At 62.0% G+C, this 15693-nt stretch carries 15 protein-coding genes; 6 read left to right on the forward strand and 9 right to left on the reverse strand.

The annotated features are described in order from the left end of the window. Positions 1 to 184: 184 nt before the first annotated feature. From zapE to sdhC, 7 genes are all read right to left on the reverse strand, one after another. Positions 185 to 1294, reverse strand: a complete 1110-nt coding sequence (gene zapE / locus BLS13_RS18630; RefSeq protein WP_093454385.1) for a cell division protein ZapE — start codon at positions 1292 to 1294, stop codon at positions 185 to 187. Next, complete coding sequence (locus BLS13_RS18635) at positions 1291 to 1737, reverse strand: PaaI family thioesterase (RefSeq protein WP_256325972.1); 447 nt, start codon at positions 1735 to 1737, stop codon at positions 1291 to 1293. Before BLS13_RS18635 ends, zapE begins: the two co-directional genes overlap by 4 nt. 10 nt (positions 1738 to 1747) lie before the next feature. Then, the gene (locus BLS13_RS18640) at positions 1748 to 2530 is read right to left on the reverse strand and encodes a succinate dehydrogenase iron-sulfur subunit (RefSeq protein WP_093454387.1); all 783 of its coding nucleotides are present in this window, start codon (positions 2528 to 2530) and stop codon (positions 1748 to 1750) included. Positions 2531 to 2648: 118 nt separating this feature from the next. Beyond that, positions 2649 to 3437 carry an NTP transferase domain-containing protein gene (locus BLS13_RS18645; protein ID WP_093454388.1) on the reverse strand — a complete coding sequence of 263 codons (789 nt, stop codon included), beginning with the start codon at positions 3435 to 3437 and terminating at the stop codon, positions 2649 to 2651. A gap of 332 nt (positions 3438 to 3769) precedes the next feature. Continuing rightward, positions 3770 to 5557 carry a succinate dehydrogenase flavoprotein subunit gene (gene sdhA / locus BLS13_RS18650; RefSeq protein WP_093454389.1) on the reverse strand — a complete coding sequence of 596 codons (1788 nt, stop codon included), beginning with the start codon at positions 5555 to 5557 and terminating at the stop codon, positions 3770 to 3772. Further along, complete coding sequence (gene sdhD, locus BLS13_RS18655) at positions 5557 to 5946, reverse strand: succinate dehydrogenase, hydrophobic membrane anchor protein (RefSeq protein ID WP_093454390.1); 390 nt, start codon at positions 5944 to 5946, stop codon at positions 5557 to 5559. Before sdhD ends, sdhA begins: the two co-directional genes overlap by 1 nt. Beyond that, positions 5946 to 6347 carry a succinate dehydrogenase, cytochrome b556 subunit gene (sdhC, locus tag BLS13_RS18660; protein ID WP_093454392.1) on the reverse strand — a complete coding sequence of 134 codons (402 nt, stop codon included), beginning with the start codon at positions 6345 to 6347 and terminating at the stop codon, positions 5946 to 5948. Before sdhC ends, sdhD begins: the two co-directional genes overlap by 1 nt. A gap of 447 nt (positions 6348 to 6794) precedes the next feature. Between sdhC and BLS13_RS18665 the strand changes: the two genes are divergently transcribed. From BLS13_RS18665 to BLS13_RS18675, 3 genes are read left to right on the forward strand one after another with little or no spacing between them, the layout of a single operon-like run. After that, entirely contained in the window at positions 6795 to 7895 is a 1101-nt protein-coding gene (locus BLS13_RS18665; protein WP_371128225.1) for a methyl-accepting chemotaxis protein, read from the forward strand. Positions 7896 to 7946: 51 nt separating this feature from the next. After that, positions 7947 to 8657 (forward strand): SDR family NAD(P)-dependent oxidoreductase, encoded by a 711-nt coding sequence (locus BLS13_RS18670; protein ID WP_093454394.1) that lies wholly within the window; start codon positions 7947 to 7949, stop codon positions 8655 to 8657. Continuing rightward, positions 8647 to 9618, forward strand: coding sequence for a 50S ribosomal protein L11 methyltransferase (locus BLS13_RS18675; protein WP_093454396.1), 972 nt, complete (start codon positions 8647 to 8649; stop codon positions 9616 to 9618). Before BLS13_RS18670 ends, BLS13_RS18675 begins: the two co-directional genes overlap by 11 nt. Here the strand turns inward: BLS13_RS18675 and BLS13_RS18680 are convergent. Beyond that, entirely contained in the window at positions 9615 to 11486 is a 1872-nt protein-coding gene (locus BLS13_RS18680; RefSeq protein ID WP_256325973.1) for an ATP-binding protein, read from the reverse strand. The genes BLS13_RS18675 and BLS13_RS18680 overlap by 4 nt on opposite strands. Before the next feature lie 132 nt (positions 11487 to 11618). Further along, on the reverse strand, positions 11619 to 13730 hold the full coding sequence (gene ligA, locus BLS13_RS18685) for an NAD-dependent DNA ligase LigA (protein WP_176943680.1): 2112 nt from the start codon (positions 13728 to 13730) through the stop codon (positions 11619 to 11621). A 218-nt stretch (positions 13731 to 13948) separates the two neighbouring features. Between ligA and BLS13_RS18690 the strand changes: the two genes are divergently transcribed. From BLS13_RS18690 to BLS13_RS18700, 3 genes are all read left to right on the forward strand, one after another. Next, complete coding sequence (locus BLS13_RS18690) at positions 13949 to 14902, forward strand: MBL fold metallo-hydrolase (RefSeq protein ID WP_176943679.1); 954 nt, start codon at positions 13949 to 13951, stop codon at positions 14900 to 14902. 104 nt (positions 14903 to 15006) lie between these two features. After that, positions 15007 to 15303 (forward strand): nucleotidyltransferase family protein, encoded by a 297-nt coding sequence (locus tag BLS13_RS18695; protein WP_093454400.1) that lies wholly within the window; start codon positions 15007 to 15009, stop codon positions 15301 to 15303. Further along, positions 15303 to 15665 carry a HepT-like ribonuclease domain-containing protein gene (locus tag BLS13_RS18700; protein ID WP_093454402.1) on the forward strand — a complete coding sequence of 121 codons (363 nt, stop codon included), beginning with the start codon at positions 15303 to 15305 and terminating at the stop codon, positions 15663 to 15665. The genes BLS13_RS18695 and BLS13_RS18700 overlap by 1 nt, the downstream gene beginning before the upstream one ends. The last annotated feature ends 28 nt before the right edge of the window (positions 15666 to 15693 follow it).

A 15693-nucleotide genomic window follows, 5' to 3' on the forward strand; every position in this document is an offset into this window, starting at 1 on the left:
GCGGCCGCGCCGTTGCAGCCACCGATAGTGCGGGGCCCGCTTAGCCTCGAGAACTCGCGGGGGCAACCTTCGGATTTCGCATTGGCAGCAAGTTTTTTCAGGCGGGGCATTGCCACGACTTCACGCTCGCAAATCGGCAAATATGATTCCGGCCGGGATCATAGTGCGGTTGCGTGTGCCATTCTCACGCGCCATGCCCTGTCGCCAGATATTCCTGGCTCTGCATCTCCATCAGCCGGGAGACGGTCCGCTCGAACTCGAAAGCACCATCTCCTTCCGGATAGAGCTGGAATGGCTCGGCGGCGGCGGTCGCCAATAGCTTGACCTTATGCTCATAGAGAGCGTCGATCAGCACTTTGAAACGGGCGGCCTCGTTCCGCAGCTCGGGGCCGAGCGACGGTATGCCGACGATGATCACCGTATGATAATTGCGCGCGATCGCCAGATAATCGGGAGCGCCCCTGGCTTCGGCACAAAGCCGCTTGAACGAGAAGACCGCGACCCCTTTCAAGCTTTTCGGCACGTGCATCGTGCGTCCGGCGGATATCTGCAGCTCGGCCGAGGGGACATGCGCGCGGTCCTCGGGGGGATAATCGGTCAGCCGAAAAAAGGCCTCGGCGACGGCTGCGGTAGCCTCGGGCCCGATCGGCGCATACCAGGTCGGCATGCCCCCTAACCGTTCGAGCCGATAATCGACCGGACCATTCAGGCACAATATGTCCAGCTTCGCCTGGATCAACGCGATGAAGGGCAGGAAATGCTCACGATTGAGGCCGTCCTTGTACAGATCGGACGGCGGCCGGTTCGATGTCGTGACCACGGTGACCCCGGCGCCGATCAGGCCGGTGAACAGGCGGCTGAGGATCATCGCATCGGCAGTATTGTTGACGACCATTTCGTCAAACGCGAGCAGCCGCGCCTGTTCGGCCAGCGCCGCGACGACGGGCGGGATCGGATCGCCACGTTCCTTCATCCGTTCGACTCGAAGCCGTTCGTGGACCTCGATCATGAACTCGTGAAAGTGGACCCGACGCTTGGCCGCCATCGACACGCTATCGAAGAACAGATCCATCAGCATCGACTTGCCGCGCCCGACGCCGCCCCACATATAAATGCCGCGGGGGCTTTCGGGGGTCTTGCGCAACATCCGCCAGAGCACGCTGCCCCTGGCCGGTATGGCGTCCAGCGTATCGGCCAGCGCAGCCAGTCGCTCGACGGTCGCACGCTGATCGGGATCGGCGCGCAGTTCGCCCGCCACCAGCAACGTTTCATAACGCACAAGGAGATTGCTCATCGTTTCGCGTCCGCCTTGCGCAGCATGCCTGAGAAGTTGCAGATGTTCGCCCCCTCCTGCACCAGCAGCCCACGCAAGAAGACGAAGCGGCCGGTGATCCGCAGCACGTCGATAACTGCGTCAAGCGGCACGTTGAGCCTGCCCGATGCGAGAAATTGGACGTTGCATTCCAGCGTCAGCCCCTGACTGGTGCCCTCGGCGCCGAGAATCGCAGCACCGGCAAACAGCGCGCAGTCGATGAACCCCATCATCAGGCCGCCATGGATCGCGCCGGTATAGTTCGCGTGCTCCGGACGCGGCTGCAGACGGACGATCGCCTGATCGCCTTCCCGGCGGGCAAGCAACGGCCCCACAAAATTGTTGAAACAATCAACGTCATGGAGTTCCCAGATCATCCATCCCGGATGATCTGGGGCGGCTTCCCAGCAGAAGGGGTCAGTCAAGCGTCGTGCTTCAGATGACGCGCTCGACTACCATCTTCTTGACTTCGGCGATCGCCTTGGCGGGGCTGAGGCCCTTGGGACAGACGTTCGAGCAGTTCATGATCGTGTGGCAGCGATAGAGGCGGAACGGATCCTCGAGCTCGTCGAGCCGCTCGCCGGTCATCTCATCGCGGCTGTCCGCGAGCCAGCGATAGGCCTGCAACAGGATCGCCGGACCAAGGAACTTGTCGCTGTTCCACCAATAGCTCGGGCATGCCGTCGAGCAGCAGGCGCACAGGATACACTCGTAAAGTCCGTCGAGCTTCGCCCGATCGTCGGGCGACTGCAGCCGCTCCTTGCCCGAAGGCGGCGTGGTCACGGTCTTCAGCCAGGGCTGGATCGACGCATATTGCGCGTAGAAATGGGTGAAATCGGGAACCAGATCCTTGATCACGTCCATATGCGGCAGCGGCGTGATGCGGACCTCGCCCTTGCAGTCCTCAATCGGGGTTGTGCAGGCGAGGCCGTTCTTGCCATCGATATTCATCGAGCAGGAACCGCAAATACCCTCACGGCACGAACGGCGGAACGTCAGCGACGGATCCTGCTCGCTCTTCATCTTGATCAGCGCGTCGAGGACCATCGGGCCGCAATCATCGGTATCGATCTCGAACGTGTCATAGCGCGGGTTTTCGCCCGAATCGGGGTCGTAACGATAGACCTTGAACGGCTTGACCGTCTTCGCGCCGGCTTCAGCCTTGTGGACCTTGCCCTTTTTGATGACGCTGTTTTTTGGCAGTGCGAATTCAGCCATGAAACGAGATCCCCTTGCTGGCCCGGACGGCGATAGCGAATAGCGGCGTGATGCTCAATGGCGCAACCCTATAGCATTCGCCTTTTCTATGCCCAACTTCATGCTGCGCCATGCCGCGTCATGCCCGCGCGCGCAATATTGCCTCGACCATCGCATGATCGGATGGCTTGTCGACGTCGATACAGGCCTGGGCATAAGGCAAGACGACAGCGCGCGCAGATAGTCCCAGTCGGCGCCCGACCCGCGCGATCGCTTGATCGAGCGTCAGCAGCCGCAGCCCGACCATCAGCGCAAGGCCGCCACCGAACGCGCCCAATACCGCACGCGCCTTCTTGCGCTGCTGCTCGATGCCGCGCCACACGGCGAGCGCCTCGTTGGCCAAAGGACTGCCGAGCCAGAACAAATTGGCGCCCGAGTATGCCCCGCCGCGGAACGGCAGCCAAGTACGGCGATTGCCAGGATAGGCGGCCTCCAGCGTCTTGCGCTCGACGAGCGCAACGGCGACGTCCTGCGCAGCCGCGCCCGCAACAAACGTATCGGTCATATGATGGTCGAGCAGGACATTATCTGCGGTGGTCAGCAGGAACGGGTAAGCATCGGGAAGCGCGGCCAGTGTATCGATGATCGCCTGCACGACCGAGTCACCGCAATCGCGCGCAATGATGCGGGCGTCGTTCGCCATCCAGGCCGTCGCTGGATGGTCGAACAGCTTCGCGACGTTCTGCGCGACGATGACGATCTGCTGCGCATTCTTGCATGCGGCAAGCGTGCGACCGACCCGTGCCAGCATCGGCTGGCCCGCGACATCGATCAGCGCCTTATAGGGTTGCCCGAAATGCTGCGCGAGCGGATCGACGCCGGGGCGTTGGCCGGCAAGGACGATCGCGGTGAAGGGAGAAGCCGTCATAGTTCGCCGCACATCACTTCAGCGGCCCCCTCGCTGCAAGGAGTTGGAAGCATTGGCGCGAAGATAAGCCGTAACGTTCTCATTATATGGCATGGTCTGTCCCCTTCCGCTCCTCCCCCGCCAGGGGGAGGTGGCAGCGCAAAGCGCTGACGGAGGGGGAGGACGGCGTACGCCTGGAAGGGTGACGAACCGGTGAGCCCTCAAGCAACAGTTCGTCGTCGCCCGCCCCCTCCGTCGCCTTCGGCGACACCTCCCCCTAGCGGGGGTGGATGAGAGAACGTGTTCGCCAGCACGCCCCTTGATCCCCCCCCTTTCCGGGAGGGGAGGCCCACTCAATAAACGCGCGCCTTCGGCTTGATATACTCGGCCTCATCGGTGAGCGTATATTCGTGGACCGGACGATAATCGATCGTAACCGCACCCTTATCGAACCAGGTGATCGTGTGCTTCATCCAGTTCGGATCATCTCGGTTGGGATAATCCTCATGCATGTGGGCGCCACGGCTTTCCTTGCGATTGGCTGCCGAGTGCATCGTCGTCACCGCCTGTGGCAGCATATTGTCGAGTTCGAGCGTCTCGATGAGATCGGTGTTCCAGATCAGCGAGCGATCGGTAACTCCGACATCCTGCAGGGTCGAATATACCGTGTCGATCAGCCCCAGCCCCTCGCGCAGAAGTTCGGTATCGCGGAACACAGCGCAATGCTTCTGCATCGTATGCTGCATGTCGAGACGGATCTTGGCCGTCGGCGTACCGCCCTTTGCGTTGCGATAATGATCGAGCCGGCCGAGCGCTTTTTCGTCGGCTTCCTTGCTGACGGCGCCATGCTTGCTGTTCGGCTTGATCAGTTCGGCAAGGCGGAAGCCGGTAGCGCGTCCGAATACGACAAGATCGATCAACGAATTGGAGCCGAGGCGGTTCGCGCCATGGACCGACACGCAGGCGGCCTCACCAACGGCGAACAGGCCCGGCACCACAGTATCCGGATTACCGTCCTTCAGCGTAACGACTTCGCCATGATAGTTACAGGGAATGCCGCCCATATTGTAATGAACCGTCGGCGTGACGGGCAAAGGCTGCCGCGTCAGATCGACATTGGCGAAGATCTTGCCGGTCTCGGTGATCCCCGGCAGACGCTCTGCCAGCACTTTTGGATCGATATGATCGAGATGCAGGTAGATGTAATCCTTGTTCTTGCCAACACCGCGGCCTTCGCGGATTTCCATCGCCATCGAGCGGGAGACCACGTCGCGGCTGGCAAGATCCTTCGCGGACGGTGCATAGCGCTCCATGAAGCGTTCGCCCTCGGAATTGGTGAGATAGCCACCCTCGCCCCGCGCGCCTTCGGTAATCAGCACGCCCGCGCCGTAGATACCGGTCGGGTGGAACTGGATGAATTCCATGTCCTGCAACGGCAGCCCCGCGCGCAGCACCATGCCACCGCCGTCGCCGGTGCACGTATGCGCCGACGTCGCCGAAAAATAGGTGCGTCCCGAACCACCGGTCGCAAGGACGACCGCCTTGCTGCGAAAACGGTGGATGGTGCCGTCTTCCATGCAGAGTGCGATCACGCCCTTGCACTCGCCGCCTTCCATGATCAGGTCGAGCGCGAAATATTCGATATAGAAATCGGCCGCATATTTCAGGCTCTGCTGGTACAGCGCATGCAACATTGCGTGGCCCGTGCGATCGGCCGCGGCGCAGGTCCGCTGCACGGGCGGTCCCGCACCCATATTCTGCATATGCCCACCAAACGGGCGCTGGTAGATCTTCCCCTCGTCGGTGCGGCTGAACGGCACGCCGGCATGTTCGAGTTCGATCACCGCTGCGGGCGCTTCGCGCACCATATATTCGATCGCATCCTGATCGCCGAGCCAGTCCGATCCCTTGACGGTATCGTACATGTGCCAGGTCCAGTGATCCGGCCCCATATTGCCGAGCGAGGCGGCGATGCCGCCCTGCGCCGCCACCGTATGGCTGCGGGTCGGGAACACCTTGGTGATGCAGGCGGTCCGCAGGCCCGCGCCCGCCGCACCCATGGTCGCGCGCAGACCGGATCCGCCAGCGCCGACGACGACCGCGTCATAGACGTGATCGATGATCTTGTAAGCCTCGGCCATCAGGCGGGCACTCCCCCGAATGCAATCTTGAGAATGGCGAAGATCGACAGCGCAGCGCCGCCGATCGCATAGAAATTGAGCAACAGGATCAGCGCGACCTTGCCGCCCTCTTCATGCACATAATCTTCCATCAGGATCTGCAGGCCTAGCCGCAGGTGCCAGAACACAGATATCACCAGCAATACCAGCGGCACAGCCACGAGCGGCGAACCGATCCATTTCACGACCGATGCATGATCGAGCATCGGAAGCCGGAACAGCGAAACGATGAACCATGTCACCAGCAACGCATTGCCAGCGGCGGTTACGCGCTGGCGCCACCAATGCTGCCCGCCATGCTTTGCCGATCCGAGCCCCCGGACCCGACCAATCCCCGTTCCCGTTCCCATCAGTGCCTCGCCATCGTCAGAAGAATTGGCGCCCAGACCAGAACCGTCGCAACGATCGCACCGGCCATGACAGCAATGGCGCCCATGCGGTTGACCCGCAATTCATAACCGGCACCGGTATCCATCACGAAATGGCGCAGGCCGGAAAAAAGATGTTCGAAGAACGACCAGGTCAACCCAACGGCGACCAGATAGCCGAACCATGATGTCGCCACCTTCAGGAAGGTGGCATATGCTTCTGCGCCGCTTGCTGCGGCCAAGAGCCACCATATGAAACCCAACCCGCCCGCAACCGCCAAAGCGGCACCGGTCACACGGTGAAGGATCGAAACCGCCATATGCGGTCCCCATTTCCATATCGTGAGATGCGGCGATAGTGGACGCCCTGGATTGCGCGACATGATGCCTCCCGTCTGTCGGACCGCCGTTCTTTAGACGAAGCGCAGCGGCATGCAAGCAGATCGGCAATCACTTGCAACAATCCGAAACGACATCATCGCGAGCGGATCGATAAGATGTCGTTTACCATTGCCCCCTAAGAGTTTGCGGCGAACGTCGGCTTCATATGAACGGGATGCGCTGCAGCGATGAGCACGGACCTCAACTTCGACCAGAATCTTCTCACCGACGAGATGATCAGGAGCGTCCTCGCCACCTACGACCCCGCGGGGGATCTGCATCAAAGATTGAGCAGATTATGGGACGTTGCGGGGGATGATCTGATCGCTGATTTGCGCAAGGCATGCTCAAAACGGTTATCGATCAATAGCGCCATTTCCCGATATTATGGACGTTTCGCATCCAGCGGAGATGCTATCGACGGCATCATGCTTTTGTGGCGGGGCATTTTGCAAACCAAGATCGATGCGCAGTGGGTGCGGCGTATCGAGTACCGGACAATCGAATCAAGCGAATACCTTTCAAGCCAATCCGAATTTGCCAATTTCAACGGCGCGGTCCTGGCCCTCGTCTGCGAATGGGTTGCCTGCGCATATGCGCATGATTCAGCCTTTGTCGGCGAATCGCTCGGGGCCCTTATCAGCTGGAACAATATATTCCTCGACGTGACATTCACCCTGGTCGGTGCTGCTGCCCGCGCCGCAACATCGCGCGATCTCGTCAGCGACGGTCACCAGTTCCGTTCGGAAATTTCGAGCGGGCTGAAAAAAGCGCTCGGCAATTCTCGCAGCCTGCGCGAGCGTACCGGCCTGACGTCGGTCGCAGCGCGTGGCATGCTGGGCAAGGCTTCCGAAGTCGCCGCAGCCGCCGAGCAATCGGCGCTGGCGATGCGTGAAGCCGCCCACACAGCGGCGGGATTGATCCGGGCAATCGAGGAAAGCCGAGCCGAAGTCGAAGTGGCGGCACAGATCGCTACCCGCGCAGCCGAACGATCGGTGCACGCCGTGGGCTTGTCCGAAGTATTGTCGGATCACGCCAAGGCGATCGAGTCGATCCTGGGTCTCATCCGCGATATCGCCGGACAAACCAATCTGCTCGCCCTCAACGCTACGATCGAAGCCGCACGTGCCGGCGACGCCGGTCGCGGCTTCGCCGTCGTCGCACAGGAGGTGAAGAGCCTGGCAAGCCAGACCGCACGCGCCACCGACGATATCGCCGCAAAGATCGCGGCGATCCAGGCTGCCACCCGCCAGACCGTCGACGCCAATGGCGCGATCCGCGACATCGTGGGCGAAGTGCAAAGTTCGGCGCAGCGCATTCGCAAGACGATGGAGACGCAGGCGCAGACGGTTACGATGATCACCGCGGCCGTTGACGAAACCGCGCTCGCGGCCGATTCGATGTCTTCGACGATCTCGGCCATTCGCTCGGATACCGAAAATGTTGCGGGCGAGATCGATCAGCTCGAAACCGGCTTTGGCAATGTCGATGGCGAATTGTCGCGGTTGGAAACGATAACCGGCGATTTCGTCAACCGGATCGCCGCATAAAGCCGCATCGCCCCTTTTCCTGACGGCGCGGCAGGCCTATCGCGCGGCGACATGACCAAACATATATTCGTGACCGGCAGCAGCCGCGGGATCGGCCGGGCGATCGTTGAGCGCTTCAAGGACGATGATGTGCGCGTGATCGGTCATCGATCGAGCGACGGCGACGAAAACACGATTGCCGGTGATCTGAGCGACCCCAGTGCAGCGCGGCGACTATGGGATCAGGCACTATCCCTGCTCGACGGCCGGATCGACGTCTTGATCAACAATGCCGGAATCTTCGAAGCCGCAGCGCTCGAAGCACCCGACGTCGCCTGGTCGGATAGCTGGACCAAGACCATGCAGGTCAACCTCACATCTGCCGCCGAACTTTGCCGGATGGCCGTGCTGCATTATCGCAAGGCCGACGGCGGGCGGATGATCAACATCGCCAGCCGCGCCGCCTATCGCGGCGACAGCCCTTCGCACTGGCATTATGCGGCGTCGAAAGCCGGCATGATCGGCATGACCAAGACGATCGCGCGCGGCTATGCCGCCGAAAATATCCTGGCATTCGCCATCTGCCCCGGTTTCACGATGACGGGAATGGCGGAAGATTATCTGGAAAGCCGCGGCGGCGACGCACTGCTCGCCGATATCCCGCTCGGCCGTGTAGCCCTGCCGGAGGAGATTGCCGAAGCCGCGCGTTTTCTGGCGTTGAGCGCTCCGCCATCGATGACGGGCTCGGTGATCGACATTAATGGAGCCAGCTATGTTCGCTGATGAACCCAAGGGTGACGGCATAACCGGCTTCCCTTTCGACGCGGCCCGAGAAGGCAGCTGGAAGATCAGTCTGCCGTGCACCAAGGCCGAGGCCGAGCAGCTTGCGGGCGACATTCCCTCCATTGCCCTGCTCGATCCGCAGCCGACGCTGATGACCAGCGAACCGGATCCCGCACAACCCGACGTGTGGCAGCTTGACGTCTATGTCGAAGGAGCGCCCGATGCGACACTGATCGAGATCGTGCGCGGCCTGGTGCCCAGCGCCCGCGGGCAGGACCCTGTCGTCGAGCATATCGCCGAGGCGGATTGGGTCACTTTATCGCAGTCCGGGCTTGAGCCGATCCGCGCGGGCCGATTCTTCGTGCATACGCCCGTCAATGCGGACCATGTCCCCAACGGCCTGATCGGTTTCACGATCGATGCGGGCCGCGCATTCGGAACGGGCCATCATGAGACGACAACCGGCTGCCTCGAAATGCTCGACCGGCTGAAAAGCGCCGGGCGCCGGTTCGCCGATATTGCCGATATCGGCACCGGCACCGGCCTGCTGGCATTTGCCGCACGCGCCTTGTGGCCGGCCGCACAGGTGATCGCCTCGGACATCGATCCGGTCTCGATCGACGTGACGGCGGAAAATGCCGCGGTCAATTCGGTGCCGCTGGGGCGTGGCCGGGGCAAGGTGGAACTGGTTGTGGCCGCAGGCCTCGCGCATCGGCGACTCAAGACGCGCGCGCCCTATGACCTGTTGATCGCAAACATCCTGGCAGGCCCGCTGATCGAGCTCGCACCGATCTTTGCCGGCGCAATCCTCCCAGGCGGCTCACTGATCCTGGCTGGCCTGCTCGACACACAGGCCGACACCGTCGCGGCGGCTTATCGACGTCAGGGCATGTGGCTGGCGGACCGCCGCGACCGCGGCGACTGGCCCACCCTGCGGATGGTTAGGCGGCGGCGTCATTAGGAGCGAACGCCGGTGGCAGGTCCGACCGGCAACGGCCGATTGACGCCCCCGCCATCGAGCACGTCGCGGACCTTCATCGCGAGCTGCTGAACACTGAACGGCTTGGGCAGGAAGGCCACCCCGGCGTCGAGCATACCGTTGTGGACAACAGCGTTGCGGGTGTAGCCCGTCGTGAAGAGGACTTTCAGTTCGGGTACCAGCGCCCTCGCAGAATCGGCCAGCTGCCGGCCATTCATTTCGGGCATCATGATATCGGTGAACAGCATCGAAATCTGCGGCTGATCGGCCAGCAGCCTCAGCGCCGCAGCGCCGTTTGGCGCCGACAGGACGACATAACCGAGCTCACGCAACGCATCGACCGAGAAATGCCGCACGCGACTTTCATCCTCGACGACCAGAATCACCTCGCCAGGCCGAGCCTCGGGCGCGATGCGATCGTTGAGCGCGGCGACTTGCGGCTCGACGGCCTCGCCCGTACCGCGCGGCAGATAGAGCTTGACGGTCGTCCCCTGCCCGACCTCCGAATAGATCGCTACATGGCCGCCAGTCTGCTTCATGAACCCGAAAATCTGGCTCAGCCCAAGCCCCGTACCGCGCCCGACCGGCTTGGTCGTGAAAAAGGGTTCGAAAGCCTTCGCTATCACCTCCGGCGTCATGCCCGTGCCGGTATCGCTGACGCTGATCATCACATATTGACCAGGCGAGACGTCCGCACGATCGCGACAATATTCGTCGTCGAGATAGGCATTCGCCGTCTCGATCGTCATGCGCCCGCCACCATCCATCGCGTCGCGTGCATTGATCGCCAGGTTGACCAGTGTATTTTCGAGCTGACCGGGATCCGCCATCGTCCGCCACAGCCCGCCCGCAAGCACCGTCTCGACCAGAAACTGCTCGCCCATAGTGCGTCGCAGCAATTCGGACATGCCCGAAACCAGTTTGTTCACATCGAGTGTCAGCGGCGCCAACGGCTGCTGGCGCGAGAAAGCCAGCAACCTGGCCGTTAACGAAGCGGCGCGCTCGGCTCCCTCATAGGCGTTGGCGATACAGCGCTCGAGCTTCTCCGGGTCCCCGCGTAGCCGGCGCTTGGCAAGATCAAGGCTACCGATGACGATCGCCAGCATATTATTGAAATCATGTGCAATTCCTCCGGTGAGCTGGCCGATGGATTCCATCTTCTGCATTTGCCTGACCTGCGCCTCGACACGCTCGCGGCGATTGATCTGATCCCGCATGGCCGCACCGGCTGCCAGCGCCTCGTCGCGCGCCAAGGTCAGTTCGCGTTCGCGACGACGCGCATCGCGCAGGACGAGCGCCGCAACCAATAGAGCCGCGACTACCGTCAACAACAGCGCGACACCCGTCCCCAGCACGATCCGATCGGTGGCTTTACGGCGGATGACCAGCAACCGATCCTCTTCCAATTTCATCCTGTGCATGATCGCCAGCGCATTGTTCATCAGCCGGGCACCTGTGCCGGCCTCGATCTGCGCGATCGCATTTCGCTTGGCGGCCAGATCGATCGGCGATGTCGTAGCCAGCGCGAACCGCGCCTTGGCTGTCAATGCCTCCCGCAGCTGGAGGATATTTGCACGCTGCCTGGGATTGTCGGAAACTTCGGCGGCAAGGGTGTCGACGGCCGGCCCGAGTCCCGCCACGAGACCGGCCAATTCTGTCTTCATGCGCGGGTTGCCCGTGAGCAGATATCCGCGATTGTCCGACTCTATCGCCCGCACATGCTCGATGAGTTGCCCGACTGTGACCTGAACATTCAACGAATGCTGAACCCAATGGTTCGATCGCGTCTCGGCCCGGATCAGGAATAACGCGGTCACTGTTGCCAGCGTTGCCAGTGACAGCCCGGCCACCGGGAAAAAGGCTGTCCTATGTATCGCCCCGCCCATCCGCATTGCAGCACAATAGGCATGAAGACGATCAACGCAATTCGAAATCGAAGCCCGTTTGGACAGAATTTTGCCAAATGACAGGATAGCTATTTGTTACGAATTCGAAACAATTTCTGCCCAACCCGCCTCATCGATCGTCTTGATACCGAGGTCTGCCGCCTTCTTGAGCTTGGAGCCCGCTCCCGGCCCCGCGACGACCAGATCGGTCTTGGCCGATACCGAACCGGAAACCTTCGCTCCCAGCGCCTCGGCCTGCGCTTTCGCCTCGTCCCGCGACATGGTTTCGAGGCTGCCCGTGAACACCACAGTCTTGCCCGACACCGATGACGCCCGGGTTTCATGGATGACAGGCTGCACCTGAACCTGCCCCAGCAAATCGTCGACGACCGCCCGGTTGTGCGGCTCCGCGAAGAAATCCGCGAGCGCGTGCGCGACTTCCGGCCCGATACCTGGCGTCTCGATGATCGCCGCCATTTCTTTCGCGACGCGCTGACGGAATTTGTCGTGGGTCTCGCCGACCGCCGGCACCGCTGCCGTGCGATGATCGGCAATATGCGCCAGCACATCGGCAAGCCCGTTCCAATCACGATAGCGCCGCGCGAGGTCCCTTGCCGTCACCTGCCCGACATGACGAATCCCGAGTCCGAACAGCAGCCGATCGAGCGGAGGAGTGCGTTTGGCCTCGATGGCCGCAATCAGATTGTCGACCGATTTGTCCTTCCAACCTTCGCGAGCGATCAGTTCGTCGCGCTTCAGATGCAACCGGTAGATGTCGGCGGGCGAATGGATCAGATCATCATGAAAGAAACTTTCGATATGGGTGAGGCCGAGCCCTTCGATATCGAGCGCGTAGCGCGACACGAAATGGCGCAACCGCTCGACCCGCTGCGCCGGGCAGATCAGCCCGCCGGTGCAGCGATAATCAACTTCGCCTTCTTCACGGGTGGCAAGCGATCCGCATTCGCGGCACGTCTGCGGAAATATATAGGGTTCGCGCACTACATCACGCGTCAGATTATCGACGATTTGCGGGATCACATCACCCGCGCGCTGAAGGACGACCCTATCACCGGGGCGAACGCCCAGCCGGACGATTTCGTCGGCATTGTGGAGCGTGGCATTGGTGACGACGACCCCGCCCACCGTCACCGGCTCAAGCCGCGCGACGGGGGTCAGTTTGCCGGTCCGGCCGACCTGGATATCGATCGCATTCAGCGTGGTCTGCGCCTGCTGCGCGGGAAATTTGTGCGCGATCGCCCAGCGTGGCGCCTTGGCGACGAAGCCGAGCCGCTTCTGCCAGTCGAGCCGATCGACCTTATAGACGACTCCATCGATATCGAACGGCAAATCGGCGCGGCGCGCCTCGATCCCGCGATAATGGGCGAGCGTCTGTTCGAGCCCGTCGACCCGCACGAGATCGTCGGAGACGGGCAGGCCCCAATCGGCAATCGCATCCATCACGCCCTTCTGCGTGTCGGCCGGCAGAGCGGAGGCTTCGCCCCAGCCATGCGCAAGGAAACGCAACGGCCGCGATGCCGTCACCGCCGGATCCTTTTGCCGCAGCGAACCGGCCGCCGCATTGCGCGGGTTGGCAAACTGACGCGCCTTGGCGGGATCCTCGGCGTCGGCGATCAGCCGTTCGTTGAGCGCGACGAAGGCGTCCTTGGCCATATAGACCTCACCACGCACCTCGAAAATGTCGGGCACCGGACCGCTCAGTCGATCGGGAATATCATCGATGCTGCGGACATTCGCCGTCACATCCTCCCCGGTCATGCCATCGCCGCGCGTTGCCGCGAGCACGAGCACACCCTTTTCGTAACGCAACGAACAGGACAAGCCATCGATCTTCGGCTCGGCTGTCAGCACCACGGGCTCACCGGAATCGAGGCTCAGGTAACGCCGGATGCGCGCGATGAACTCGGCGACATCCTCATCGGCAAAGGCATTGTCGAGGCTGAGCATCGGCAGGGCATGGGCGACCTTGGCAAGATGGCCGGCCGGCGCCGCGCCCACCTTTTGCGAGGGCGAATCCGCGCGGCGCAGGGCAGGGAAAGCCGCTTCGATCGCGCTATTCTCACGCACCAGCACGTCATATTCGGCGTCCGTAATCTCGGGCGCGTCCTCGGCATGGTAGAGCGCATTATGCCGCGCGATCTCCGTGGCAAGCCAAGCGAGCCGCGCTTCGGCCTGCTCGGGAGTCATGGTGGCGGGGTTTGCAATCTGACCCATGAATGTTCGGGTCCTTTCTCTTTAATCATCATTCCCGCGTACGCGGGAACCCACGGATGCGGCACGTTCGACCTCTTGCAATCCGTGTCGATGGGTTCCCGCTTTCGCGAGGGTGACGAATGGTTCCAGGTCTGGTTCTGTCTCTAGCAAAGCCCGAACGGAAGTGCGACGATCGGATCGAAGGGGAAATCATGCGCAAACTCCTGCTCCTCGCCATGCTGTTGCTCGGCACCAACGCGGCCAACGCCGCCCCCACCATGCTCGTCCATCTGCTCGGCACCGGCGGCCCCGAACTCACGCCCGATCGTCAGGGCTACGCCACCCTGATCGAGGCGCCCGACGAACTGCTGCTGTTCGATGCCGGCCGCGGCGTGATGCAACAGATCTACGAGCAGGGTATCAACCCCAAATGGGTGACACGGATATTCCTGACCCACCTCCACAGCGATCATATCGCGGGCCTGCCCGATCTGTGGATGACGCCATGGTTCCTGCTCGGCCGCACCGCCCCGCTCGAAATCTGGGGACCGCCCGGCACCCACAAGATGATCGCCGGCATGCGTGCGATGTATGGACATGACATCGACAGTCGGGTTGACAGGTTCAACACGATCTGGGGGCTCGAAGTGACGGTGCACGAGATCGTACCGGGCAAGGTCTATGAGCGCGCCGGGCTGGTCGTCACCGCGTTCGCCGTGAAGCATGCCGACGGCGATCCGGCGTTCGGCTATCGCATCGATCGCGCGGGGCACAGCGTCGTCCTCTCGGGCGATACCACACTGACACCGAATTTGGTGACGGCCGCGAAGGGCGCTGACCTGCTCGTGCAAAATGTCATCGCCTTCAGCCCGCGCCTCACCAGCCGCCCGGAGATGCAGATGGTACTGGCCAAGCTCACCACCCCCGAACAGGCGGCCGAGTTACTGAAAGAAGCGCAGCCGAAGCTCGCCATCTTTTCACATATCGTGAAGAAGGAACTGCCCGGCCGCACAGGCGACGACGCGATCATCGCACGGGTTCGGCTGGCCGGCTATGCGGGGCCCGTCCAGATCGGCCACGACCGCGAAGTGGTGTCAATCGACGATAAAGTGACAGTAAGCCCGCCGCCCTCGACAGTGGGCTTACCCGAACTGGATGGCAAATAGGGGCTTCCCAGCCGGGCGGCCTGCCTTCTCACGTCGCCGCGAACCGCTTCCAGTGCTGCTTTACCCTGCTTGCGCGTCCAGTCATTCTCCCGCAAAATCACCGCATGAAACGGTCCATCGCCCTGGAGAAGCTAAAGCCCATGGAGACGGCCCTGCGCGCCCAAGGCATATCAGCGCTTTACCTGTTTGGCTCGGTCGCTCGCGATGTGGCGCGCGATGACTCCGATATCGATCTGTTGTTCGAGGTGTTACCACAGCGGCGATTCAGCCTGTTCGATCAGGCCGGCCTGCAGGTTGACCTTTCGGAAGCGCTGCAGACCCACGTCGATTTCGTCCCCCGTATGGCATTGAGGCCAAGAATGCGGGAGCGCGTCGAGGCCGAGATGGTCAGGGTTTTCTGATGGGTCAAGGGGCCGGCGATCTGCTGGATCAACTCAACATCCTCCTCGATCGCGTCGAGCAAACGCTGCGCGGCAAGACGTTCGAGAATCTGCTGCGTGATCAGGATGCGCTGGATGCCATCACGTATCGCCTCTCCATGATCGGCGAGACCTGCAAGAAACTGCCCGACGGCCTCAAAGCGCGTTACCCGGCGTTGCCATGGAAACAGATGACGGGATTTCGCAACATCGCCAGCCATGACTATCTCTCGGTCGTTCCAGCCTTCGTATGGGCGGCGGCGCAGGAACTCGCGCCGATACGCGCCATGTGCGATGCTGAGCTAGCGCGCTTGGACGGAAGGAATGAGCCGCAGCCTGAATAATCTGAGAGGCGTGAAACAGCCGATCAAC

The organism is Sphingomonas sp. YR710, from assembly GCF_900101455.1.
Classification (GTDB): Bacteria; Pseudomonadota; Alphaproteobacteria; order Sphingomonadales; family Sphingomonadaceae; genus Rhizorhabdus.